The sequence below is a fragment of the Glutamicibacter sp. genome, from assembly GCF_050701915.1.
Taxonomy (GTDB): Bacteria; Actinomycetota; Actinomycetes; order Actinomycetales; family Micrococcaceae; genus Glutamicibacter.
This window is the reverse complement of the sequence record NZ_JBOGEG010000030.1, coordinates 1-23,490: the sequence shown is the minus strand read 5'-3', so window position 1 is coordinate 23,490 and position 23,490 is coordinate 1. Positions and strand designations below refer to the sequence as shown.

The window sequence follows — 23,490 nt, the reverse complement described above, 5'->3', positions numbered from 1 at the left end:
CGGTTAAGAGCAGTGGGGCGTCGGAATCATCCGGCGCCCCACTGCTCTTCGCTTTTTAGCCCATCTGCGGTGCCTAGCGAAGATCGGCTGCTCGACCCGCAATCGAATCACGCTTGAGCATCCATGCCCCGATGCCGGCCAAAGCCAGCAGGAGCAGCACCAGCATGATCGTTCCCGGATTCAGGCCGATGCCGTAGACGAACAGGTACGCGATGACGCCACCGGCCAGGCAGTAGTAGCTGGTGACCAAAATGGTCTTGCGCAGCAGGTCGCCTTCGCGGCCCAGCAAGCCCACAGTTGCCGATGCGGCCACGATGTTGTGAATCGAGATGGGGTTGCCGCCGGCCCCGCCAACCGCCTGAGCTGCCACAATCGATTCTGGAGCAACACCGATTTGCGCACCGGTGGAGAACTGGAACTGCGAGAAGGTCAGGTTGGAGATGGTGTTGGATCCGGCGACGAAGGCACCCAAGGCGCCAATCCACGGCGCAATCAACGGCCACAGGCCACCGGAAACTGCCGCGGCGCCCTCGGCCAGCGTCACCGGGATACTGGCCAGGCCAGAGTTATTCAGTTCAGGGCCTGACTGGATCAGGATACGCACCAGGGGCACTGCGAAGAGCAGCGCTACCGCGGTGCCCCACAGCTGCGCTGCCGAAACCTTGAAGGCTCGGGCGATCTGCGCGCCGTTCATCTTGTGCATGGCGAAGGCCAAGCAGGAGGCCAAGATCAGCATGAAGCCAGGCAGGTAGAACGGCTGGATCGAGGTGCTGATTCCCGTGCCGAGGATGTCGGCGACGGGAATCTGGAGTCCTGTCAGGAAGGTCTTCACTTCCGGAATCACACGGGTCAGCACCAGCAGCACGCCCATCAGGATGTATGGCGCCCAGGCGCTCTTCATGCTGACGGTAATGGTGTTGTCTACGGCGTTTTCCGGATCGAGCTTGCCGTTCCAACGCTCATTCCAGCTGGCACGTGGTCCGAAGTCGAAGATCTCCTTCGGCATCAGGAAGCCGCGGCTGGAGGTGAACATCACCAGGGCCAGGCCAACCAGCGCGCCGAACAGCGACGGGAACTCCGGGCCGAGGAAGCGTGCGGTCAGAACCGAAGGCACGGTGAAGGCCAGTGAAGCGTAGATGGCGAATGGCCAGATTTTCAAGCCGTCGCTGAAGCGGCGTTGAGGGCCAAAGAATCCAGTGAGCATGCAGACCATGATCAACGGGATCAGCAGGCCTATGATGCCGTGCATGAATGCAACTTGGAAACCGATGCTGCTGATGAATTCAGGCATGGTCAATCCGAGGACATTGATGCGCTCGGCCACAGCAGGATCGCCGCCAAGCCCCTGGTTCACACCGATCAGAATCGGGGTGCCCACAGCACCGAAGCTGACCGGGGTGCTCTGGATGATCAAGCCAACCATGACCGCAGCCATGGCGGGGAAACCCAAAGCGAGCAGCAGCGGTGCAATCACCGCAGCTGGAGTGCCGAATCCAGACGCGCCTTCGATGAAGCTGCCAAAGAGCCAGCCGATGATAATGGCCTGCACCCGTCGGTCAGCTGAAATGTTATTGAAGCCCGCCCGGATGGTGTTCATCGCGCCACCGACCGTCAGGGTCGCGAGCAAGAGCAATGCGCCAAAGACGATATACAGCATGGTTGATGCGATAACCAGGCCTTCAATGGACGCTGCGAGCACCCCGTTGAAGTCCATTTTCCAAACCCATAGCGCCACTACTACCGCAACGACGTATCCAACGGGCATGGCGTATTTTGCGGGCCAACGGAGCCCGGCGAGAAGAATACCCACCACAAGAATCGGCGCCAGTGCCAACAGTGCGAGCACACCTAAGTTGTCCATATCCATGGTCCTTTCTGACCATACTCGCGCAGGAAATCCACCCACGCGTGGACTCGATCGTTGCAGCAAGATGACCTATATATGGTCAGACCACTATGGTCTGACCATAAGAGCATAACGTGAAACACGTCACCATGGTGAGCTTTGTCACGAAGATCGCGGATGCAGAACATATTCACGGGCTATTTATCCAGACAGCGACTTGGGTTGACCTTGTTCTTCTGATCCAGGTCCCCGGCTAGCCGGCGCCAGAAAATTTCTAAGATTTCCGCCAGCACCCATGCCTTTCACCTCCATGAAGCTGTTTAAATGCAGGAAGTGCGGCACCTTGCGGTACCGCACTTCCTGCCGGCCAAGCTTCATGCAGCGTTTAGCTCAGGGTCCAGGAACGCTTGGAAAGGCCATACCAAAAACCATCAATGGCAGTCTTGGCATCAATTCCACCCGAAGCATAGGCAGCACCCAGCGCAACGTACAGCGGAGCCCAGTGCTCGGACCGCGGGTGCGCTTCGCGCGCAGCGGGAGCCTTGTGCAGGAAGTCGAGGATAGAGTCCACGTCTCCGCGAACCATTGCTTCCTCGGCCCAGTGGTCGAACTCGCTGGAGGCCGATGGCGGTGCCGCATCCGCCCCGCCGGCCGGGTTGAACCAGCGCAGGTTATGGGTGGTGAATCCGGAACCAACGATCAAGGTTCCCCGCTCACGCAGCGGCGCCAGGCTCTTGCCCAGATCGAAGAGTCCAGAAGGATCCAGTGTTGGCATGGACATCTGCACCACCGGCACATCAGCATCCGGGAACATTTCCTTCAGCGGCACGTAGGCGCCATGGTCAAGTCCACGCGACTCATCGCGCTGCACATGATGCCCATAGGCCGAGGTTAGCTGTTCGACCTCATTGGCCAACTCGGGCGCCATTGGCGCGTCATAGCGAACGTCATAGTACTTCTGGTCAAAGCCCCAGAAATCGTATACCAATTCATTCTTCTGGCGGGTGGCACTCAGTGTCACTGGCGCATTTTCCCAGTGCGCGGAGATCATCAGAATATCTTTCGGCTTCTCGAAAGTGCCGGACCAGCCAGCCAGTTCCCGGGTCCAGCGCTGATCGTCGGCCAGCGGAGGCGCACCATGGCTAAGGAACAAGACGGGAGGGGTGCTGGATAGCTGATTCATGATTCAAAACTACCAATCATTAGTTGAAGCGTCAAGCTTTAATTGCATGGCGCTGTCCCACAATGGAAGCAGGACCTTTGCTGCTTTCCAAGAGGCCAGTGGAAGCCGCCCCATCAAGCTCAATGCAGCACCACCGGAAACAACGAGGGCTTCGCTCGCTCGCGCTGCTCGTAGCGGTTACCGGAAACATGCCGCATTGCCGACGTGCACATTTTCATATCCACCGGAAACTTGGTGGGATCCTGATGGTGCGTTCATGGCGAATGCATCTGAAAGGCGTTGCGAAGTTGCGTCGCCGAAGTCCAGGTGCGCTGTTTCACGGGGCACCCTGCACTGCCGGGCTAGCCATTTGCCAACCAAGAATTATCGCCCATTTGAAGGCCCGCGCTCCATGCCGCGATTGTCCATTGGACAGTTATGGACTCCAATTTCAAACTCATGCTCCATGAATCTCTAGAATGGTTTGTATGCAAGAAGAAGAACTGATGCAGACGGTCGAAGACGAATTCACCGCCATCTTATTGCGCGCCCGCCAGATGCTGATCCGTCGCGCCAAGATCATCCACCCGGACCTGCAGGATCCGGGGTACCGCTTGCTTGCAGTGGTCATCCGTGATGAAGCCCAGCAACAGGGAGCACTCGCAGAAAAGCTGCGCCTGGATAAGGCGACCATTTCCCGCCTCGTGCAGCACCTTGAGTCCTTGGAACTTGTCACCCGGACCCAGGATCCTTCCGATGGCCGGGCCCAGCTGGTCTCGGCAACGGATACCGCCAAGGATAAATGGCGCTCCAGCGGTAACACGCTGCGTGAGGAACTGCGCCGCCAGCTCAAGGAATGGGAAGCAGCCGAACTGAAAAATTTCGGAGATCTCCTGCACCGCCTCAACGACAGCTTTGAACAGATTCTCTAAGTCCCATTCAGCATTTGAAGCCTTGGAAACCTTTTGGTTTCCAAGGCTTCAGCTTTTTACGGCTCATTCCATCAGCGCCAAGAAATCATCGGCACTTAACGCAGCGCTCTGCGCACCTTCGGCAGTCTCGCCCAAGACATCATTGAACAGCTGCGTCTTCTTGGCCTGCAGCGCAAGCACCTTGGATTCGATGGTGTCTTTTGCCACCAACCGATACACATAGACCGGGCGGGTTTGCCCGATGCGATGGGCCCGGTCAATAGCCTGGGCTTCGGCCTGCGGGTTCCACCATGGGTCCAGCAAGATGCAATAGTCCGCGGAAGTGAGGTTAATGCCGAAGCCGCCGGACTTCAGCGAGATGAAGAAGACCGGGAAATTTCCCTCGCTGAAACCGTCAATCAGTTCCTTGCGCCTAGGGCCACTGGTTGACCCGTCAAGGTATCCGTGCTCAATGCCCAGTTCCTCAGCGACCTCGCGCGCCTTGGCCAAGAAGCCGGTGAACTGGCTGAAGACCAGAATCTTATGCCCCTCGGAAACCGCGTCCCCCATGAGTTCGCGCAGCATTTCCAGCTTCGCGCTCGGGGCATCGCCCTCCCCTACCAACGACGGATCCAAGGCTAGCTGGCGCAGCAATGTCAGCGACTGGAGAATCCGGAACCGGTTCGAATCAACGTCGTCAACCAGCCCCAGGACTTCTTGGCGCACACGCTGGAAGCGGCGGTCATAGGCCTTGCGGTGCCCCGGCTCCAGCTCGACTTCCAGCACCTGTTCGGTCTTCGCCGGAAGCTCTGGAACGACCTGTTCCTTGGTGCGGCGCAGCACGAACGGACGCAGTCGGCTCTTCAGGCGTTCCAGGCGTTCGTGGTCTCCATCGGCAATTGGCTTCTGGTAGTTGTCCTTGAAGGACTTAGCGCCGCCCAGCAGGCCCGGTGCGGCCAGCGAGACCAACGCCCACAGTTCCATCAGGTTGTTTTCCATGGGAGTACCGGTGACCACGAATTTGCACGGCACTGGCAGCTGCCGGGCCTGCTTATAGCCTTTGGAGGCATGGTTCTTCAGTTGCTGGGCCTCGTCCATGATCATCACGTTGAAGCCAGCGGCTTCAAAATCTTCATAGGCCAGGCGGAAGATCGTGTAGCTGGTAACCACCAACTGGGCATCACGGATCTGCGCAGCCATGCCCTGGCCGCCCTTCTTAGCTGTCGAAGTTATGCCGGTGACGCTCATCTGCGGGGCAAAACGCTGCGCCTCATTGATCCAGTTGCCCACCACCGAGGTTGGAGCCAGCACCAGGAACTTCTGGGCAGGATCCTCGACGCGCGCCTGTTCAAGGCTAGCCAGCAGCTGAACAGTCTTGCCCAGACCCATATCGTCGGCAAGGACGCCACCGAGGTTGTGGGTGCGCAAGAAGTTGAGCCAGGATAGGCCATGGCCCTGATATGGACGCAGCTCAGCATTGAAGGTTTCCGCTAGCTGAACCGGCTTCATTTCCTCGCCGCTTTGCAGCGCCTGCATGGTCTGCAGCCACTGGTTGTGCTGGGCCTCGATAATTCCCAGATCCACCAGTTCTTGCCACCAGTCGATGCTCAACTTATGGATACGAATCGTATCGCCCTGCACTGTGCCCAGCTCCCCGGCCTCGGATATCAGCTGGCGCAGCTGCGTGAAATCTGCACCATCAATCGGGATCACCGTGAGGTCATCGAGGACGAGATATTCATCTTGCTTGGTCAATGCCTCGAGCAGCAGTGCGAACGGTACCTTGGTCTCGTCAAGGAGCACTTCCACGGATAAATCAAACCAGTCCCCCGTGCTTTCACCGGCTTCGACGCTGATGGTGGCCGGCGCGTGGTTAATCCGGTACTTCGGCAGCCTGTTCTGCTCTTCAATTACGACATCGGGATGTTCTGCCAACAGCGGCAATGCGTAGACCAAGAAGTCGATGGATTCGGAGGTGCTGAATTCCTTCGGAGGGAAAACCCCTGAAGAGGTCAGCTGCCCCAAGGACGCCTGCGTTCCGAGCTTGTCCTGCACCGAAGCGGCAATTTCCTTTTCCACCGCATGCTGCCGGGGGCCCTTGCTCGAGTACTCCCAGGAATAGCGCACGGTCAGCGGAGTTTGGATGCTTTCCAAGGACAGCTTGAGGCTAGGTCGCGCTGGAACAGGGATGAGGTAGCTGTCATCTTCACTCTTCAAAGGTGCCATCACGCGCAACCGGTCCAGGTGCTGCCGCTCGAAAAGCTCAACGCCTTCATGCGGGATGGCTTGGGCACCGGATTCAATAAAGGCCGCCAGTTCCTTGGTGACCGGTTCAGCGAACTGGGCCAACCCGATTTCCTTGGTCTTCGGCAGGGGGCTGGAAGCATAGGCCAGCAAGGTCGGCGGGGTGCCTATCGGCAAGAGGTAGATGTGCTCTTCGCTCGGTCCGCGCAGCTTCCCTTCCATGCTCAGGCCATGTTCACCGCGCCGCACATCCACGTGGGCCATGGCCGGTTGCTCGCTGAACTCCACCGGAACCTTGGCCGAGGAACCGCCGTTGACGATCTGCACTCCTGCTTCACGCAGGGCTTCGAATGCATCCAGCAGGTCCTGGCCTGGCAGATCCATCAGGGAGATCCAGTCCTTGGGGTCCCACGAATGGCGGTAGCTATCTTGTTCAACATGTTCACGCAGCCGGTCCAGTTCAACGATCGCTCGACGCTGCTTCTTTGAGAAGCGCGTATCAAAGGCAACATTGCGCCAGCTGACCCCGGTCTGGATCCAGGGGCTCTTGGTGCCTCGGCGGGCCGGACGCGCCTGCAAGGTCAGCGCGTCCTCGCCGCCGTAGCGGGGTTCGCTGACCACCTTGAGGATCAGTCCCAGCGGTTCCTCGGCGGCCAGCGGCTCATCGGAAATAACTGGAAGGAGACGGTCAAGGGTACGTTCCCACTGCGGCTTGCTATTGCGTTTCCATGCGTAAGGATCCACCCCGGAGTCTGAGACGAAGAAGCCCTGGTCTTCTTCGGTGGTGACCTCAATGAGCAAGGCAGCGACATCTTCACAGGACTGGGCGCCCGGATGCTTGCTGCAGAAGCTGGTGAAGCTGATATTGCCGCGGTTGATTTCCAGCTCGACCATCACCGATTCGCGCAGCACCATTGCGGAAATGCGGGAATATCCCGGCTTCATGTCCCGGTGGACGATCTCCACTTTTCCGGAATCGCACAGGAACTGGCCCAGGTTGTATTCGGATTCGGTCACCAAAGTCTGGGCCGCAGAAAGTGTCAGCTGGAATTCCATACTCGCCGTTCATTGATCGTGCAGTGGGCGCCCGAGAGCTAGATTCCATCTTAGCGATCCCGCAGGCAAGATGCCCGGTGACGAAAAGTTACCTCTGCCCTTTACGCGCTGGCCCCGCAACCGATAGAAATGAACCACTGAATCACGAGTTCCACTCTTTGAGCCCTGGCTGAGTGGACGGCAACCCTCCTGCGTCATGGTGCGGGGTGCCCCAGGTGAAGATTCGACGCATCTTGAGCGCCAAGGTGCGTAAGCGATGGCGCCCCTTGCGCCAGAAAGGGGATCAATTCCTCATGTCTAATGCAGCATCAACCCTGACCGTATCCGAAAACCGCGCACAACGCCTGCAAGAAGCCGGCCAAGGGTGGGGCGAACGAATTTCGGCTGCCCCGCAAAACGCCAAATTGACCTTCACCGTCGAGGGCGAGGGCTTCGATTCGGTAGCGAGCAACATTGTCTCGGGCAAGCACACTTTCCAGGTCGACGAGCCAGCGGCCCTGGGCGGCAACGACGTGGCCGCAAGCCCCGTGGAATACGCCCTCGGCGCGCTCATCTCCTGCCAGGTTGTGGTCTACCGCTTGTACGCGCAGAACCTCGGCATCCAGGTGGACGAGGTGAAGATCCAGGCCAATGGCCACCTCGATGTCCGCGGCCTCTTCGGCATCGACAAGTCCATCCGCCCGGGCTTCTCGTCGGTGGATCTGGACGTTCAGATTGCCGGCCCGGAATCGGCCGAACGCTATGAAGAACTGCGTCAGGCAGTGGACGCCCATTGCCCGGTGCTGGATCTGTTCGCCAATCCGGTACCGGTGACCACCGCGGTGAGCATCGCCGAGGCCAGCTAGGCTCCGCAAACGATGCATCTGCACCGGGGCCTGCCCTCAGCCCCCGGTGCAGGTGCCATAGCCTCCACCGACAAAGTCGAAGGCGATTTCCCAATCGTAGGAAACTTCCGGTGAACTCCAACCGCCCGGACCCAGTGCCTGGACGCTGATGCTGCCCTGGTAGTTAGCGTTCCAGCCTCCGTTGACGCCCCAGACGGCAGCGGTGGCGGAAGCCGGCAGCTCAACGGTGGTGTTCGCTGGCAGGAATTCATAGCCTTCCGAGGTAGTCCCGGACTGCCATTCGGCCGGCACCACGCCATCCACGTGGACGGTGACCAGATAACCGGTTGCCTCCAGGCCCGAATCTGCCGGAGCCAGCCGCAACAGGTTCGGTGCCGAATTCCGTCCTTGGCAAGTGGTCTCCGGGCTTTGAACGCTCCCGGCAGTGGCCGAGAAGTCCCCCGTTTCCTGGGACACCCAGGCCGCATCGGTCAGCCGAGGCCCGGCCAATTCTCCGCTGCCGCCACCGAGCGTGGCCGCGCCGAAGCCAAGTGCCGCGCAGCCCAGCATCGCCAAGGCCAGACACTGCCCGCGCGTTGCCCTTCCTCCGCCCTTCATCACTGATGCTCCCTTGTTCCCGTTTCCCTGGACTTTGCAGTTTTCCCGGCCCTGCTCGCCAGCAGCAGCAATCCGGCGAGCACCACGCCCGCCCCGCCTAGTAGCAGTGGCCAATTGCCGAATCCGGTGCCGGCCAGTCCAGGGGCCGGAACCGTCGAAGGCTTATCCCGGTCCACGTTTCCGCCTGGGCTGATCTCCACGCGTTCTTCGCTCCCCTGGATTTCCAGTTCCAGAGTTCCGCGAGCGGCCTGCGCCGCTGCGGGCGATCCGGCGCGCAATTGGACCCGGAAGCGCAACCACTGCCGGGCAGTTCCTCGCTGGCCTCCCAAGGAGTAGTCCTGTCCTTCCGCCGGAGCCGAAAGCCGCAGCAACTGCCGGCAAGCACCCTGCTCAGGCCTATCGCATTGCACTGCATCGATATCCAGATAGCTGGACAGCTCCCCGGTAGCCCGCAGCGTCCGTTCCGCACTGGTACCGGCCGGGAGGCTGATGCCCACCAGCCACTGCGCCGAATCTGCCGGGGCCAGATGCATCGGGTCACCCTGGATCGTGGATACCACGGCAATCTGCCTTGCTTCGGAGGCATCGGCCGCCGCGGGCGCCAGGACCACAGCCAGCAGTGCGGCAACCCCGGCCAGCACGCACGCTGTCCGGCCGGGTCTCATCCGTCTTCCCTCGAAACGCTGCGCGGCCACAGGCCCCACACGACGAATCCTGCCGCTACCGCTCCGAGCGGGGCCAGGACCTTGGGCGTGCCCAGCGACGAGACCGCTCCGGCAATGCCGGGTACGGAGAACAGCAGCTTCCCGGCCTCGGCAACGGTGTAGGGTGCCGGGTCCTCCAGCTCGTTCGCATCGCCTTTGAGCACCAGCTCGCGCTGCTGCGCATCCGGCGCGGCGCCGATGCCCACGATGCGGTGGGTGACCGGCAGCTGCCCGGCTCCGCGTTCCACGGTTACCACATCCCCGATCGACAGGTCCTTGGCATCTGTCATCCGGACCAGTGCCGCCGAGCCCACGGGGATCCCCGGTTCCATGGATCCTGAGCTGAAGAGCATCACCCGGAAGCCGAAGAAGGCTCCGAGAATTGCCAGGATGACGCAAGCGGCCCCGGTGAGCGAGGCGATCCACAACAGCACCTCTCCTGCCAGGTGCGCTGCCTTGCCCACTGTGCCCCGGCCTGCGCGCGGTGCGATCGGTTCAATTGCTGCGATACCCATTTCGTCTCCTGCTTTCGGCTAGTTCTGGATGATGTCAAGCGACAGTTCCAGCTGTGCATTTCTGCCTTGGAATGCCTGGCCCTGATCCCCGTCCCCGGGCTGGGCCACGCGCAGTTCCAGGCAAATGCCTGTTCCGGATGCGTTGACGGGGAACCCCTCCGGATCAGCCAAGTGCGCGCCCACCGGCAGGTAGGACTGCTCGCTCCCGGCCAGGTAGCTGGCCGAGGTGCCGAAATCTGCGGCGCTGCACTGGGTGCTGGATGCAGTGCGCAGCGCCGCCCGGTATTCCAGGGCCGCAGCCAGCGCGCCACTGCCGGCCACCGAGCGCAGATATCCGGTCCCGGATCTGGATTCCGTGCTGGCGGTGCGCAAGTTGATCCAGGTGTATTTCGAGTCGCCTGCGGCCGGGGCCTGGCGGGTGCCGCCCGGAGCCCAGCCGCTGGTTTCGATCGGCAGCGGCGCTGGCGTGCCGGCCGGGTGGTGCGCCCAGCGGCCAGAACCGGCCTGGGATTGGGTTTCGAAGCTGCCGGCGCTGAAGGAGGAGGTGGCTGTTTCGGGTTCCTGCCATGCGGCCACCGTCCATGCACTAGCCATCCCCAGGGCCAGTGCTCCGGCCAGCGCCGCGAGCACCTGCCCGGAACGGAACAACTTGGCTGTGCACGCAGTGGACATCAGGACAGCGATTCTCCCGAGGTACCGGTCAGGTTCCAGGTCGCGGTGGCGGTCTCGTTCTGCGCGAGACCGTCATCCGCGGCAACGGTCACCTTCAGGTAGACCACCGTATCCAGCGCGTCGAGGGTGAACATGTTCTCGTGAGTGGTCCCGCCGTCCAGCGCTTCGCCGCTGACCAGCGGGGCACCGACCGTTTCCGTTCCGGCGATGTCCGAAACGCGCTGGATCGTGTAGCTCAGGTTGTCAGCGGCCGAGCCCGAGGATTCGACGTATCCGGAGACCGCGGCCTGGTAGTCGGAGCCCGGCGCCAGTCGTAGCGCGTAGATGGCCGAGGTTTCATCCTGCGGCGAGAGGTTGCTGGCTAGCTCGCTGAAGGAGAGCTTCAGGGCCTGTCCGGCCGGGGTCGTGTCGGTGAAGGCAGTGCCATCCTGGCTGCTCTCCATTGCGAATTGCCCGGCGGCGAAGTCGCCGGTGGCCGTTTCATTGTCGGTCCAGGAAGCCAGGGTGACCGCGGTGCCGATGCCGAGCACGACTCCGCCGGCGGCGATGGCCATCAGCTTGCGACGGCGCTGGTTGCTGGATGCTGGGGTGGTGGGCGTGGTGTTCATGGAGGGTGCTCCTGACTGCGCGGATCGAGTTTGCCAACCCTTGTCGGGTTGGTAATTCAATAGTGGATTCCCGCAGGGACCACCAGCGAAAACCTACGTGGAAACTCGTATACTGATTCGTGGTAGCACCCGGAATCGCCATCACCCACGGCAGGAGATCACTGACATGCCCTATGGTTCCCCTCCTGCCAAGCGCCGCAGGCCGCTGCGCATCGGCATCGCCGAGGATGAGCCGCTGATGCGTTCCATGCTGGCCAAGACCATCAATGAGGCCGAGGGCATGGAAGTCGTGCACGAGGCAGACAGCTTCGCATCGGCCAAGCTGATGTTCACACCGCGCAGCACCGATTTGGCCTTGCTGGATGTCAATCTGGGCGACGGCAACGGGGTGGCTCTGGGCTTGGCCCTGCAGCGTGCCGACCCGCGGGTGGCCGTGATGCTCCTGTCCAGCCTTGATGTCATGGGCCTGTTCCTCTCGGTGCAGGACGAAGCCAGCGAACCGTGGAGCTATTTGTCCAAGCGGACCACGTTCACCCGGGATGTGCTGATTGGCGCGATCAATTCCGCCGCGGATGGCGAAGTGGTCATCGACCCGTCGCTGGTGCGGCGGTCGCAACCCCGCGTCGGCACCCCGGTGGCCGGGTTGACCAAGGCGCAATTCGAGGTCTTGCGCTTGGTGGCCGAGGGCTTGAGCAACCAGGCCGTCGCCGAACAGCTGCACCTTGCCGAGCGCTCGGTGGAAACCCATCTGCTGGCGGTGTACAAGCGGCTGAACCTCGACGGGCACGGATCGAATCGACGCGTGGGCGCGGTGCTCGCTTTCCTGGAGCAAACCGGACGGGCATGGCCCGCATGAGCCGGCCGAAGCGGTGGCCGCGTGCCTCGATGGCATTGCTGGTGGCGCTGTGCAATGTAGCCGCGTTTTCCGTGCTGGTCGCCGAACAGGCTACCGAGTGGGCCACGAGCTGGCCCGTGGCTTCGCTCTTGTGGTGGGTTGGCGGCACAACCCTGGTCATCGGCCTGCTGCTCGTGGCGGTGTCCTTCTACCTGTGCACCCTGACCTCCTCGTGGCTGGTGCGTGTGCTGTCCATGCTAGGACTGTGCGCGCTGCAGGCCTGGGTCCGCGCCCAGTTGCTGCTGCCGGCCACCTTCACCGATCAGGGCAGCATCGGGCAGGCTGCCATCTTCTTCACCGGCTTCTTCGGCTACTCCTTCGCATTGGGCACGGGGCTGGCCGTGTCCGCTTTGCTGGAGCGCGAAGATGCCGAGCGCGTCCGCCGCATCGACGGCGAACAGCAGCTTCGCCAGAGCGTCCAGGACCTGGAGCAAGAGGAGATGAGGGTGCGCCAGGTGGTTGCCGACCGGCTGCATGGCACCGTGCAGCAACGGCTTGTGGCCATTGCCAGTGGCTTGGAGGTGGCCGCGGCCGAATTCGCGGGCCAGGAGAAGCCGCGCTGGTCCGATCAGCTGCGGACGTGGTCCGCGGAGCTTGATGAGCTGCGCGAAAACCAGGTCCGTTCGCTGAGCCACACGCTGTTCCCCTCCGGAGCGGATCTGGGGACCTACGACGCGTTGCGGATGCTGCTGGACCGCCTGCCGATTACCATCCACGGATCAATCAAGCTCGGCCCCCGACTGCAGGATGCGGTGCACCGGCATCGGGCATTGCTGCCGCTGGTCGACCGGCTGGTGGTCATCTACGCCGTGGAGGAAGCGGTGACCAACGCGATCAAGCACGGAGCTGCGCAGGGCATCGCCATCCAGGCGGAGATCCACCCGGCAGACCACCCGGGTCCGGACGGGCGCAACTGGATCATGGAGGTGGACATCGATGACGATGGCTCCGGTCCGGGCGCTGGCCAGCCGGTGTTCTCCGGATTGATCCGCCATGAGCAGCGGCTGCAGGTCCGCGGTGGCGTGATGCGCCTGGAGCGCAGTCCCGGCGGCGGTGGCAGGTTGCACCTGTCCATGCCGTTCCAGCCGACAGTGCCGCTGGCAGCCACCGCCGCTGCCGGCTAGCGGGTCTGCGAGTAGAACCAGTTGATGTGCTCTTCAAGCAGCTGGGCCGCCCGTTCGCGCTGGTTCGTCGCAAACGCGTGGTGGATGGCCTTGTGCTGGCGGCGTAGCACGCGCACCACCGGCTGCCAGGCCTCGTCGCTGGGCACCGATTCGGAGACATAGTCGCTGATCGAGTTGCGCAGCGATTCCATCATCGATTCCACTACCGCATTGCCGGCCATGGAGGCCAGGAGCACATGGAACTCCGCATCAATGCGGTGGAAGGCCTCGCGCGAGAGCTGCGCGTCGTCCATGCGCATGATCAGCACCGCGGTGCGGTCTATGACCTGCTGGGCATGGATCGGATCGCGCGGCGTCATTTGCGCGGCCCAGGTTTCCAGCAGGATGCGCGACTCGACAATCTCGCGGACGTTGATCCCCTTGGCCGCCAGGTGCAGGCGCAATGCCTGCGAAATGCCGGCCGAAGGGTTGGAGATGATCACCGCTCCGGAGTTGGGCCCGGAGCCGGTGGAAGTCTTGATAATGCCCATCACATCAAGGATGCGGATGGCATCGCGGACCGAAGCCCGCGAAATCCCATGCCGCTCCGCGAGCGCACGCTCGCCGGGAAGCTGGTCTCCTACGGAGAGCTTCTCTTTGCGCAGATCCTCTTCAATCGCTTGGAGAACGATCTGGTACGCACGCGGAGCTGGGTTTACTGGCATCGGATCTATATTAGCTGTTCATGGCTATGGCAGCATCCAGGACAGAACCGGAGTGGACTGCAGGTAAACCAAGCAGCACAGCACCAGCAGCATGCCGACGGACCAGCCGGCAACCTTCTTGAGGATCACCGATTCCTGGCCTTCCATCTTCACCGAGGTGGCGGCGATGGCCAGGTTCTGCGGGGAGATCAGCTTTCCGACCACGCCGCCGGAGGTGTTGGCGGCAACCAGCAGGTTCGGATCAATGCCCGCATTGATGCCAGCGGTCTGCTGCAGCTTGGCGAACAGCGCATTGGCCGAGGTGTCCGAGCCGGTGACCGCGGTGCCGATCCAGCCCAGGATTGGCGACAGGAAGGCGAAGAACGCTCCGGTGCCTGCCAGCCAGGTGCCAACGGTGATGGTCTGGCCCGAAAGGTTCATCACATATGCCAGGCCTAGGACCGAGAGGATGGTCAGCGCCGCGTAGCGCATGCTGTAGACGGTCTTGCCGATTTCGGCAGCACCCTCGGCGAAGGTCATCTTGTATTCGCCGTTGCCGTCGTACTTCGCGTAGACCAGCGCCACGATCAGGCCGGTGATCAGCAGCAAGGTGCCCGGGGAGGATAGCCACTGGAAGTTGTAGATGGTAGAAGTTACCGCTTCGCCGTCGGCGTTCAGGATCTTGCCGTCCAGCCCTGGCCAGCCGAACTTGATGTCCGTGCTTGCCAGCCATGCAGGAATGTCCACGCCCAGCTTCCATAGCTTGGCCACGCCGAAGATGACGATGACCAGCAGGTACGGGAACAATGCCATCCAGGTGTTGCCCGGGTGCAGCTTGGCGTTAGCCTCGTGGGGAATTGCGGCAGCCTCGGCGGTCAGCACGCGCTGGCGTGCTTCGTCGGCACCCTTTGGAGTCCAGAAGCGCAGCAGGATCACTGCCGCGGCCAGGCCAACCAGCGAAGCGACGATATCGGTCAGCTCATAGGAGAAGTAGGTCGAGCACAGCCACTGGGCCACGCCGAAGGAGATGCCGATGGTCAGCGTTGCCGGCAGGGTCTGGCGCATGCCGCGCCAGCCATCGAGGATCAGCACCAGGATCGATGGGACGAACAGTGCCAGCAGCGGGGACTGGTGGCCGACGATGGCACCGATATCAGCAGCCGGGATGCCGGTCAGGGCACCAGCGGTGGTGATGGGGATCGCCACGGCGCCGAAGGCCACCGGGGCGGTGTTGGCGATCAGCACCGCGCAGGCTGCGCGCAGCGGGGACAGGCCCAATGCCAGCAGCATGGTGGCGGTAATCGCCACCGGTGCGCCGAAGCCGGCCAGCGCTTCAAGCAGTCCACCGAAGCAGAAAGCAATCAGCACGGCCTGGATGCGCACGTCGCCGCCGCCGATGACGTCAAAGACGCGGCGCAGGTCTTCGAAGCGGCCCGACTTGACGGTGACCTGGTAGAGGAAGATCGCCATGACAACGATCCAGACGATAGGGAAGGCACCGAAGACCATGCCCATCAATCCGGAATTCAATGCCAATCCAATCGGCATGTTCCAGCCGAAGATCGCAACGAGAATGGCTACTGCAAGCGAGCCGAGGCCAGCCCAGTGGGCCTTGACCTTGACTACCGCCAGGAGCACGAAGAATGCTACAAGCGGGATCAGTGCGACAAGCGCTGAGACAGCTATGCTCCCCGCGATTGGATCCGTGGAGGGTGTAAACACGGTGTGGGCGTCCTTACTCGAGATGGTCTGACCATATGTGGTCCGACCACCTAGAGTACAAGGTGAGAGCTATCACAACAAGTCTTGACTATTCTGGAGAACCTCGCATAGTATGGTCTGACCACACCTTGAAAGAGTCATTTATTATGCGAATTGCTCTCTTTGCCACGTGCATTGTGGATGCTATGTATCCGGAAACCGCCAAGTCGACCGTGAAAATCCTGGAACGCTTGGGCCATGAAGTAATTTTCCCCAAGGCGCAAGCCTGCTGTGGGCAAATGCACATGAATTCCGGCTATATGCCTGAAGCCCTGCCCGTGGTCGAAAACCACATCAATGCCTTCGACACCGAAGACTATGACCTCGCAGTTGCTCCCTCGGGCTCCTGCGTTGCTTCGGTCAAGCACCAGCACCCTTACCTGGCCGAGCGCCTGGGCAAGCCAGAGCTCAAGGAACGCGCAGTTGCCGTGGGCAAGCGCACCTATGAACTGAGCCAGTTGCTGGTGGATGTCCTGGGGATCACCAACGCGGCAGAGCAGCTGGGCAGCTACTTCCCGCAGACCATCACCTACCATCCTTCCTGCCACGGCATGCGTTCGCTGAAACTCGGCGATCGCCAGCTGGATCTGCTCAAGACCGTCGGCGGCATCACCGTCAACGAGCTTCCCGAAGCCGACCAGTGCTGCGGCTTCGGCGGCACCTTCTCGATCAAGAACTCCGATGTCTCCACGGCAATGCTCGAAGACAAGATGAAGAACATCTGCTCCACCGGCGCATCGGCCTGCGCAGGCGGCGACGCCTCCTGCCTGATGCACATCGGTGGCGGGCTTTCGCGCACCGGCGCCAAGCCAAAGACCCTGCACCTGGCAGATATCCTGGCCAGCACCATGGAAGAGACGGTGTCACTGTGACTCAGGTATTCCTCGGCATGCCTGCCGGCGGGCAGGGCAACCTGTTCGAAACCGAGCCGTTCCCCAAGGCGGCGCACCGCGAACTGGGCAACACCCAGATGCGCAAGAACCTGCGCCACGCCACCCACACCATTCGCGATAAGCGGCTGAACGTGGTCGGCGAGCTTCCGGACTGGGAAGAGCTGCGCGATGCCGGCAGCGCCATCAAGAACATGACGATGGCCAACCTCGAAGAGCGCTTGGAGGAGTTCGAGAAGAACTTCACCGCTCGCGGCGGCATCGTCCATTGGGCCCGCGACGCGGCCGAAGCCAACAAGATCGTAACCGAGCTGGTCAAGGCCACCGGCTCGAAAGAGGTCGTCAAGGTCAAGTCCATGGCCACCCAGGAAATCGGCTTGAACGAGCATCTGGAGACCGAGGGCATCGAAGCCTTCGAGACCGATCTCGCCGAGCTGATCGTCCAGCTGGGCAACGACAAGCCAAGCCACATCCTGGTTCCGGCCATCCACAAGAACCGCACCGAGGTGCGCGACATCTTCCTCAAGGAGATGCCGGTGGTGGATCCGAACCTGACCGATGAGCCGGCCAAGCTGGCCGAGGCCGCCCGCAAGCACCTGCGCAAGAAGTTCCTCTCCGCCAAGGTCGCGATCTCCGGCGCGAACTTCGCGCTGGCCGATACCGGCACTCTGGGCGTCGTGGAATCCGAAGGCAACGGCCGCATGTGCCTGACCCTGCCGGAAACCCTGATCACCGTCATGGGCATCGAGAAGGTCCTCCCCCACTGGGAAGACATCGAAGTTTTCATGCAGCTGCTGCCGCGCTCTTCCACCGGCGAGCGCATGAACCCCTACACCTCGCTGTGGACCGGCGTGAGCGAAGACGATGGCCCGCAGAACGTGCACATCGTGCTGCTGGATAACGGCCGCACCCGCGCCCTGGCCGACCGCTTCGGCCGCACCGCGCTGAACTGCATCCGCTGCTCGGCCTGCATGAACGTGTGCCCGGTGTACGAGCGCACCGGCGGCCACGCCTACGGTTCGACCTACCCGGGCCCGATCGGCGCGATCCTCTCCCCGCTGCTGACCGGCATCGAGGTCGAGGAAAACGGCTCCCTGCCATACGCTTCCTCGCTATGCGGCGCCTGCTACGACGCTTGCCCGGTGAAGATCAACATCCCGGAAATCCTCGTGCACCTGCGCGGCGAAGATGTGGATGCCAACCGCGGCAAGCACAAGCTCCCTACCCAGATGGATCTGCTGATGAAGGGCGGCTCCTGGGCTATGGGCAAGGGCAAGAACCTTGGCCTGCTCGAAAAGGCCTTGCCGCTGGGCCGGCTGATGTCCGGCAAGGAGAAGAAGATCAAGAAGCTTCCGGGCATCGCCGCAGGGTGGACCGCCAGCCGTGACATTCCCGCCCCGCCAAACAAGTCCTTCCGCGACTGGTGGAGCGACGAGAAGGAGTCCAAGTGAGCGCAAAAGACGAAATCCTAGGCCGGATCCGCTCGGCGTTGGCCGATGCCCCGGTCGCCGAAGAGGTTCCCCGCGAATACCGCAAGACCTCGGATATGGGCGAAGCCGAGCTCATCGAGCTGCTGGTTGACCGACTGGTGGATTACAAGGCCGGAGTGGAGGTCATTGACGCCGCGCAGATCCCGGAATTCGTAGCTGCCAAGCTGGCGGAAGCCTCCAGCGTTGTCTACCCGCACGGCCTGGACACCGGCTGGCTGTCGGGACTCGGCGCGAATATCGAGCAGCGCGTGGATGCTCCGGGCGCGCGCCTGAGCATCGCCGAACTGGATGAAACCAGTGCCGTGGTCACCTCGTCGGCCGTGTCGGTGGCCGAGTCGGGCACCATCATCCTTGATGGCGAGCCGGACCAGGGCCGCCGCGCGATCTCGCTGGTACCCGACCACCATGTGTGCATCGTGCCGATCTCCTCGATCGTGCGCCTGCTGCCAGAAGCCATGCCACGGCTTTCCATTACCCGTCCGCAGACCTGGATCTCCGGCCCGTCGGCCACCAGTGATATCGAGCTGGAGCGCGTCGAAGGCGTGCACGGCCCGCGTACCTTGGACGTCCTGATGGTTCGCGGCCTGTAAGGTTGGCGCATTAAGCTTTCGCGGCCGGTTCCCCCTCCTAAACCTCCAGGGGGAACCGGCCGCGAGTGCATTTAAGCGTGCATTTAAGCGTGCTATCGATTTCTGTGCCTAGCCACCGGCTATGAAATCCTTCAGGTCCGCCTCGATTCGATCGCGCGTTGCAAAGACCGAGGCCGGCAGTCCTGCTTCGAACATTTCGCGGAAACGCACCGGTGGAATGGAAACGCTCAACCCGGCGATGACTTCCCCGGCACCATCCTTGATGGAAACGCCCAGGGCATTTGCTCCTACTTCCGTCTGCTCCAAATTCACGCAGAAACCTCGACGGCTGGCGGCAAGAAGTTCTTGCTCCAAGCCGGCAAACCACGACTCGGAGAATTCATTGCCGTTGATTCTCGCTTCGCGCATATAGAGTTCCCGCACCGCTGGCGTCCCGAGCCCGGCGAGCATCGCTTTGCCAGCAGATGCGAAATGCGCTGGCATCACTTCGCCTTGGCGGTCTCCCACGCGCAGGAGTCGAGCCCCCTGAATTGTTGCCAGGAAACGTACCTGGGTACCGGCACGGACCATCAGGTTCACCGTTTCATCCAGCTCACCGCTAAGCACCTGCAAATGCGGCAGCACGCGGCGGCGCAGTTGCGCAGTCCAGCTCATCCCTGCCGGAGCAACGCCCAAGGCGGGACCGGGAATGTAGCGTTTGGCTGCATCCTGCTCGGCGAATCCCCGGTAAACCAGCATGGCCAGCAGGCGGTGAGCGGTTGAGCGCGAAATCCCCAATTCCATCGCGGCATCACTCAGTCGCAGGGCACCGAAGTCGCGCAATAGCTCCAGCAGCGCCAACACGTTGTCCACCGATTCGATCGGGTACGCCGGTTGCTTGCGCCGATACCTTTTGAACTTCATAGCCTGCATCTTACGTGTTCCGCCAGCTAGCACCGCGCTTCGTGCCACGATTCAAAATTCTGCACAACAGAACTGCATGGTCCCGGATCCCGGACGGACACTAGCCTCAAGGTAATCCACCACTCCTCCCACAGCGACTCCCGGGCGCTGGCAATGCAAAGGCTAGACATGCAGTATTACCTCAACGGCTTCCGCACCGGCAGCCCCGATATCCACCCAGCCCAGCGCGAACACAACCCTGCCGAATTGCCCGCGCAAGTCGATGTGCTGATCGCCGGCACCGGTCCAGCCGGCGCGATCTTGACCGCGCAGCTGGCTGAATTCGGCGACCTGCACACCCTGGTCATCGAGAAGAACGAGGAACCGCTGCTGATGGGCCATGCCGACGGAGTTGCCTGCCGCACGGTGGAAATGTTCAACGCCTTCGGCTTGGCCCATCGGCTGCTGCGCGAAGGCTACTCGGTCAACGAAACCGTCTTCTGGGGCCCGGATTCTGGAAACCGCTCGCAAATCACCCGCAACGGCAGGGTCAGGGATGTCGCCGAGGGACTGAGTGAATACCCGCACCTGATTGTGAACCAGGCGCGCCTGCAGGACTTCCTGTTCGACAAGGCGGCCAAGAGCCCGAGCCGCACCGTGCCGTACTATGGCGTGGAATTGCTGTCGGTGGAGAACACCAACGAGGGGGATTACCCAGCGATCGCCACGGTGCGCCGCGGTGGCGAGCAGATCCAGATCCGGGCGAAGTACGTGGTGGGCACCGATGGAGCGCGCTCAAATGTACGCCGCAGCCTGGGCATCAAGCTGGATGGCGATGCCCGCAACCACGCTTGGGGAGTCATGGACATCCTGGCCACCACTGATTTCCCGGATATCCGCTTCAAGTCCGCCATCCAGTCAGCTGATGGCGGCAACATCCTGTTGATCCCCCGCGAAGGCGGCTACATGGTGCGCATGTACGTGGATATGGGTAGCCTGGATCCTTCCGACCGCGAGGCACGCGGCCGCTTTACCTCCGACCAGCTGATCTCCACCGCCCAGCGGATCATCCACCCCTACACCCTGGACGTGAAGGAAATTGCCTGGTGGTCTGTCTACGAGGTGGGCCAGCGAGTAGCAGCCCGATTCGATGACCTCGCCGAGGATTCCGCCCTAGACGTATCGCCGCGCATCTTCATTGCCGGGGATGCCTGCCACACCCACTCGGCCAAGGCCGGCCAGGGCATGAACGTGTCCATGCAGGACAGCTTCAATCTCGGTTGGAAGCTGGCCGCGGTGCTCCAGGGCCGTTCCCATGATTCCTTGCTGCGCACCTACTCCCAAGAGCGCCAGGGAATTGCCCAGGAACTGATCGATTTCGATACGCGCTGGTCCAAGACCATGTCCACAGCGCCGAAGGATCCACTCAATCCTGAAGCTGGCGGATTGGACCCGGACCAAGTGCAGGAGCAGTTCCAGCGCGGTGGCCAGTTCACCGCAGGCTTCGGCACCCGCTACACCCAGTCCCTGCTGACCAGCGGCGGCGAATACCAGCATTTGGCTACCGGCTTCCCCGTGGGCGAGCGCTTCCATTCATCGGATGTCACCCGCATTGCCGATGCGCAGCGTGTAGGACTTGGCCATACGGCGCAGGCTGATGGCCGCTGGCGCTTCTACGCATTCGCGGATCGGGATGGCCACGGCGCTTCGTCGAAATTCGATACCTTGCTCAAATATCTGGCCTCCAGCCCGGCATCGCCGATTCTGCGGTTCACCCCCGCTGGCGCAGATGCAGATGCGGTCTTCGACCTGCGTGCAGTGCATCAGGGTTCGCATACCGACAACACTGTGGATGCTCTTCCCGCTTTGCTGGTACCAGCGAAGGGGAAATACGGCCTGAGGGATTACGAGAAGGCCTTCGCCGCGAAGCTAATCGACGGTGGGGATGAAATCTATGAAGCCCGCGGCATCGACCGCGCTAATGGCGCATTGGTTGTCGTTCGCCCGGATCAGTACGTGTCCATGGTGTTGCCGCTGGACGCGACCGGAGAATTGAGCGAATTCTTCGCTCAATTCATGGCTGAAGCACCAGCTACTGCCTAGCTGCCATTGCGTCATGTGCCCGTTGCAGCTGTCATCCAAAACAGCATCACCGGGCACATTCTGCTTACATTGGTAGGCAGGTAGAAGAATCTCAAGTGAAGGGCCGGCATGGAGAAACAACAGGGCCTTCAGATTTCGGTACGCGCCGTTCCCGATTCGGCTTTGCGCTTCGTCGGTTTCCTTTCCTTCTTTGATCGCTACGGTACCCCTCCCATGCTGGTCGCTCTTTCACTAGGCACCTCGCTCAGTTTCGCCCAAGCTGTCCAGCTGGTAGCTTCCTATGCCTTGTTCTATGCCATAGGCCAGCCGATCTGGGGCGTGCTTAGCGATCGTTTCGGTCGCTTGGCGGTTTTGCGCGCGGCGCTCATCGGCGCTGGCCTCGGCGCGGTCGCCAGCATCCTGTTCACCGGCTACTTCCCGCTGCTCATTGCCCGCTCCGTCACCGGGCTCATGTTCGGCGCACTGTATCCAACCCTGATGACGCTCCTAGGTGATACCCGTACCGGGGTGGAACGCGCGCGGGGCCTATCTGATTTGCAGATCTATTCCTCGCTGGGCACCACTCTGGCGACATTAGCTTCAGGAGCATTGGCGACGTATGCGAACTGGCGGTTGGTGTTCCTGTTGCCTGCACTGGGTTGCGCAGCGGCCCTGTATTCCTTGCGGAAGGCGGCAGAGCCCGAGCATTCGCGTTCCGGATTCAAGTTCCGCGCAGCTTTGCGTCCCATGAACTTGGCCCTTTATGCCATCGTCTTCCTCGAAGGCGGGCTGCTAATGGGATTGCTGACCTATATCGTTCCCGCCTTGCAAGATTCCGGTGTCGCTATTGGCTTGGCGGGAGCGCTAGGTTGCGCTTTTGCCTTGGGAGTCATTCTGGGTGCACGCTTGATGCGCCGATTGGTGGCACGCTTCTGCCGGACGTGGCTTATTGGCGGTGGAGGCCTGGTGCTTTGCGTAGCTTTCCTCCCCTCGGCGTTCGCCCCATCCCCTGTCTCATACACCCTCACCGCGTTCTTCCTGGGTGCCACGAACGCGATCATGCACTCATCGATGCAAGGCTGGGCGACCGATATCTCGCCTGACGCGCGGGCCACCACCGTTTCACTGTTCGTTTTTGCCCTGTTTGCCGGTGCATCTGCGGCGGCCTACCTAACTGCAGGTCTCGCGCAGAATGGTCACTACGGCCAGATCTTCGGGATCGGGTTGGCACTTGGCCTTCTGCTCGTGGTGTTGGCGACTGGCACTCATGCGCTGTGGCGCAGAATGCATCCTGCCAGCTGATTTCCCTTGCAGGTAAGGGGCATCCTGTTCATTGCGGAGAGTTCTTCTAGAGATTAGACGTTATTGCCGGTCGCGTGTGAGAATCTTGAATTAAGCGCACGAGCATCAAAAGCGGAAAGCAGGTTGCCATGACCAGTCCAGGCGAAGAACCACGAAACCCTTATTCTTCGGGGCACCAGGGGCAGAACCGTCAATACCAGCAGCCGGGTTCCTACGATCTCAACGGCGTCCCGCAGCAGCCTTACTACAATCAACAGGCTCATGGCCAGCCGGGCCAATATCCCCAGGGAAACTTCGGCTATCCGCCAGCATCCCATTTTGAAGGTGCCCAGCTGGCGCAGACCTCGATGATTCTTGGCATTTTGTCCTTATTCGTTGCAGGCGTGATCCTTGGCCCGATTGCTATTTCCAAGGCCAATAAAGCCGAAAGGGAATTCAGCACGGTGTCCACGGTCGGCAAAGTTACCGGTTGGATCGGCACCATTTTGGGCGTGCTGTGGGTCCTCTATATCGCCTTCATTGTCATCGGCACTATCGCATTTTCCATGGACCCGTCATTCAGCGAGTCCTAAGCACTTCTTCCCGCGAATTTAACGGCAAAGCCTCCGGCTCACTTTCGTGAGCCGGAGGC

General features: G+C 61.6%; 21 protein-coding genes and 1 riboswitch. Of the genes, 10 read left to right on the top strand and 11 right to left on the bottom strand.

Annotated features, from left to right (window positions below; translation table 11 throughout):
- Nucleotides 1-73: 73 nt before the first annotated feature.
- Both ACRDT3_RS15020 and ACRDT3_RS15015 read right to left on the bottom strand, forming a co-directional pair.
- Nucleotides 74-1,861, bottom strand: coding sequence for an L-lactate permease (locus tag ACRDT3_RS15020; RefSeq protein ID WP_431493739.1), 1,788 nt, complete (start codon nt 1,859-1,861; stop codon nt 74-76).
- Nucleotides 1,862-2,231: 370 nt separating this feature from the next.
- Nucleotides 2,232-3,029 carry a dioxygenase family protein gene (locus ACRDT3_RS15015; RefSeq protein WP_431493738.1) on the bottom strand — a complete coding sequence of 266 codons (798 nt, stop codon included), beginning with the start codon at nt 3,027-3,029 and terminating at the stop codon, nt 2,232-2,234.
- Nucleotides 3,030-3,496: 467 nt separating this feature from the next.
- Here ACRDT3_RS15015 and ACRDT3_RS15010 point away from each other — a divergent pair, with 467 nt between their 5' ends.
- Nucleotides 3,497-3,940: a MarR family winged helix-turn-helix transcriptional regulator gene (locus tag ACRDT3_RS15010; RefSeq protein WP_431493737.1), complete on the top strand. Its 444-nt coding sequence runs from the start codon at nt 3,497-3,499 to the stop codon at nt 3,938-3,940.
- Nucleotides 3,941-4,003: 63 nt separating this feature from the next.
- Here the strand turns inward: ACRDT3_RS15010 and ACRDT3_RS15005 are convergent, their stop codons facing one another.
- On the bottom strand, nt 4,004-7,219 hold the full coding sequence (locus ACRDT3_RS15005; RefSeq protein WP_431493736.1) for a DEAD/DEAH box helicase: 3,216 nt from the start codon (nt 7,217-7,219) through the stop codon (nt 4,004-4,006).
- A 140-nt stretch (nt 7,220-7,359) separates the two neighbouring features.
- A riboswitch (SAM riboswitch) is annotated at nt 7,360-7,481 on the top strand.
- 31 nt (nt 7,482-7,512) lie between these two features.
- On the opposite strand from ACRDT3_RS15005, the gene ACRDT3_RS15000 reads away from it, so the two are divergent.
- On the top strand, nt 7,513-8,064 hold the full coding sequence (locus ACRDT3_RS15000; RefSeq protein WP_431493735.1) for an OsmC family protein: 552 nt from the start codon (nt 7,513-7,515) through the stop codon (nt 8,062-8,064).
- 36 nt (nt 8,065-8,100) lie between these two features.
- On the opposite strand, the gene ACRDT3_RS14995 is transcribed toward ACRDT3_RS15000, so the two are convergent.
- The 5 genes from ACRDT3_RS14995 to ACRDT3_RS14975 are packed head-to-tail and all read right to left on the bottom strand — an operon-like array spanning nt 8,101 to nt 11,160.
- A complete protein-coding gene (locus ACRDT3_RS14995) occupies nt 8,101-8,661 on the bottom strand; it encodes a hypothetical protein (RefSeq protein WP_431493734.1) in 561 nt (186 codons plus the stop codon).
- Complete coding sequence (locus ACRDT3_RS14990; RefSeq protein WP_431493733.1) at nt 8,661-9,326, bottom strand: hypothetical protein; 666 nt, start codon at nt 9,324-9,326, stop codon at nt 8,661-8,663. Before ACRDT3_RS14990 ends, ACRDT3_RS14995 begins: the two co-directional genes overlap by 1 nt.
- Nucleotides 9,323-9,880 carry a signal peptidase I gene (locus tag ACRDT3_RS14985; protein WP_431493732.1) on the bottom strand — a complete coding sequence of 186 codons (558 nt, stop codon included), beginning with the start codon at nt 9,878-9,880 and terminating at the stop codon, nt 9,323-9,325. Before ACRDT3_RS14985 ends, ACRDT3_RS14990 begins: the two co-directional genes overlap by 4 nt.
- Before the next feature lie 18 nt (nt 9,881-9,898).
- Nucleotides 9,899-10,552, bottom strand: a complete 654-nt coding sequence (locus ACRDT3_RS14980; protein ID WP_431493731.1) for a hypothetical protein — start codon at nt 10,550-10,552, stop codon at nt 9,899-9,901.
- The gene (locus ACRDT3_RS14975; RefSeq protein ID WP_431493730.1) at nt 10,552-11,160 is read right to left on the bottom strand and encodes a SipW-dependent-type signal peptide-containing protein; all 609 of its coding nucleotides are present in this window, start codon (nt 11,158-11,160) and stop codon (nt 10,552-10,554) included. The genes ACRDT3_RS14980 and ACRDT3_RS14975 overlap by 1 nt, the downstream gene beginning before the upstream one ends.
- A gap of 166 nt (nt 11,161-11,326) precedes the next feature.
- Here ACRDT3_RS14975 and ACRDT3_RS14970 point away from each other — a divergent pair, with 166 nt between their 5' ends.
- Together ACRDT3_RS14970 and ACRDT3_RS14965 are read left to right on the top strand one after the other, a co-directional pair.
- Nucleotides 11,327-12,016, top strand: a complete 690-nt coding sequence (locus tag ACRDT3_RS14970) for a response regulator transcription factor (RefSeq protein ID WP_431493729.1) — start codon at nt 11,327-11,329, stop codon at nt 12,014-12,016.
- Nucleotides 12,013-13,179, top strand: coding sequence for a sensor histidine kinase (locus ACRDT3_RS14965; protein WP_431493728.1), 1,167 nt, complete (start codon nt 12,013-12,015; stop codon nt 13,177-13,179). Before ACRDT3_RS14970 ends, ACRDT3_RS14965 begins: the two co-directional genes overlap by 4 nt.
- Here ACRDT3_RS14965 and ACRDT3_RS14960 read toward each other — a convergent pair.
- Nucleotides 13,176-13,883, bottom strand: coding sequence for a FadR/GntR family transcriptional regulator (locus ACRDT3_RS14960; protein ID WP_431493727.1), 708 nt, complete (start codon nt 13,881-13,883; stop codon nt 13,176-13,178). The genes ACRDT3_RS14965 and ACRDT3_RS14960 overlap by 4 nt on opposite strands.
- Nucleotides 13,884-13,907: 24 nt before the next feature.
- Complete coding sequence (locus ACRDT3_RS14955) at nt 13,908-15,584, bottom strand: L-lactate permease (RefSeq protein ID WP_431493726.1); 1,677 nt, start codon at nt 15,582-15,584, stop codon at nt 13,908-13,910.
- 146 nt (nt 15,585-15,730) lie between these two features.
- On the opposite strand from ACRDT3_RS14955, the gene ACRDT3_RS14950 reads away from it, so the two are divergent.
- Genes ACRDT3_RS14950 through ACRDT3_RS14940 form a run of 3 tightly spaced genes read left to right on the top strand, consistent with a single transcriptional unit; the run spans nt 15,731 to nt 18,593 of the window.
- Nucleotides 15,731-16,495 carry a (Fe-S)-binding protein gene (locus ACRDT3_RS14950; RefSeq protein WP_431493725.1) on the top strand — a complete coding sequence of 255 codons (765 nt, stop codon included), beginning with the start codon at nt 15,731-15,733 and terminating at the stop codon, nt 16,493-16,495.
- Nucleotides 16,496-16,512: 17 nt separating this feature from the next.
- The gene (locus tag ACRDT3_RS14945; RefSeq protein ID WP_431493761.1) at nt 16,513-17,964 is read left to right on the top strand and encodes a LutB/LldF family L-lactate oxidation iron-sulfur protein; all 1,452 of its coding nucleotides are present in this window, start codon (nt 16,513-16,515) and stop codon (nt 17,962-17,964) included.
- Entirely contained in the window at nt 17,961-18,593 is a 633-nt protein-coding gene (locus ACRDT3_RS14940; protein ID WP_431493724.1) for a LutC/YkgG family protein, read from the top strand. The genes ACRDT3_RS14945 and ACRDT3_RS14940 overlap by 4 nt, the downstream gene beginning before the upstream one ends.
- A 108-nt stretch (nt 18,594-18,701) precedes the next feature.
- Here the strand turns inward: ACRDT3_RS14940 and ACRDT3_RS14935 are convergent, their stop codons facing one another.
- Nucleotides 18,702-19,496, bottom strand: a complete 795-nt coding sequence (locus ACRDT3_RS14935; protein WP_431493723.1) for an IclR family transcriptional regulator — start codon at nt 19,494-19,496, stop codon at nt 18,702-18,704.
- A gap of 168 nt (nt 19,497-19,664) precedes the next feature.
- Between ACRDT3_RS14935 and ACRDT3_RS14930 the strand changes: the two genes are divergently transcribed.
- The 3 genes from ACRDT3_RS14930 to ACRDT3_RS14920 all read left to right on the top strand — a co-directional run bounded on the left by ACRDT3_RS14930 (nt 19,665) and on the right by ACRDT3_RS14920 (nt 23,431).
- Nucleotides 19,665-21,578, top strand: a complete 1,914-nt coding sequence (locus ACRDT3_RS14930; protein ID WP_431493722.1) for an FAD-dependent monooxygenase — start codon at nt 19,665-19,667, stop codon at nt 21,576-21,578.
- 108 nt (nt 21,579-21,686) lie between these two features.
- Nucleotides 21,687-22,859 carry an MFS transporter gene (locus ACRDT3_RS14925; RefSeq protein WP_431493721.1) on the top strand — a complete coding sequence of 391 codons (1,173 nt, stop codon included), beginning with the start codon at nt 21,687-21,689 and terminating at the stop codon, nt 22,857-22,859.
- A 128-nt stretch (nt 22,860-22,987) separates the two neighbouring features.
- Entirely contained in the window at nt 22,988-23,431 is a 444-nt protein-coding gene (locus ACRDT3_RS14920; protein ID WP_431493720.1) for a hypothetical protein, read from the top strand.
- Nucleotides 23,432-23,490: the final 59 nt, after the last annotated feature.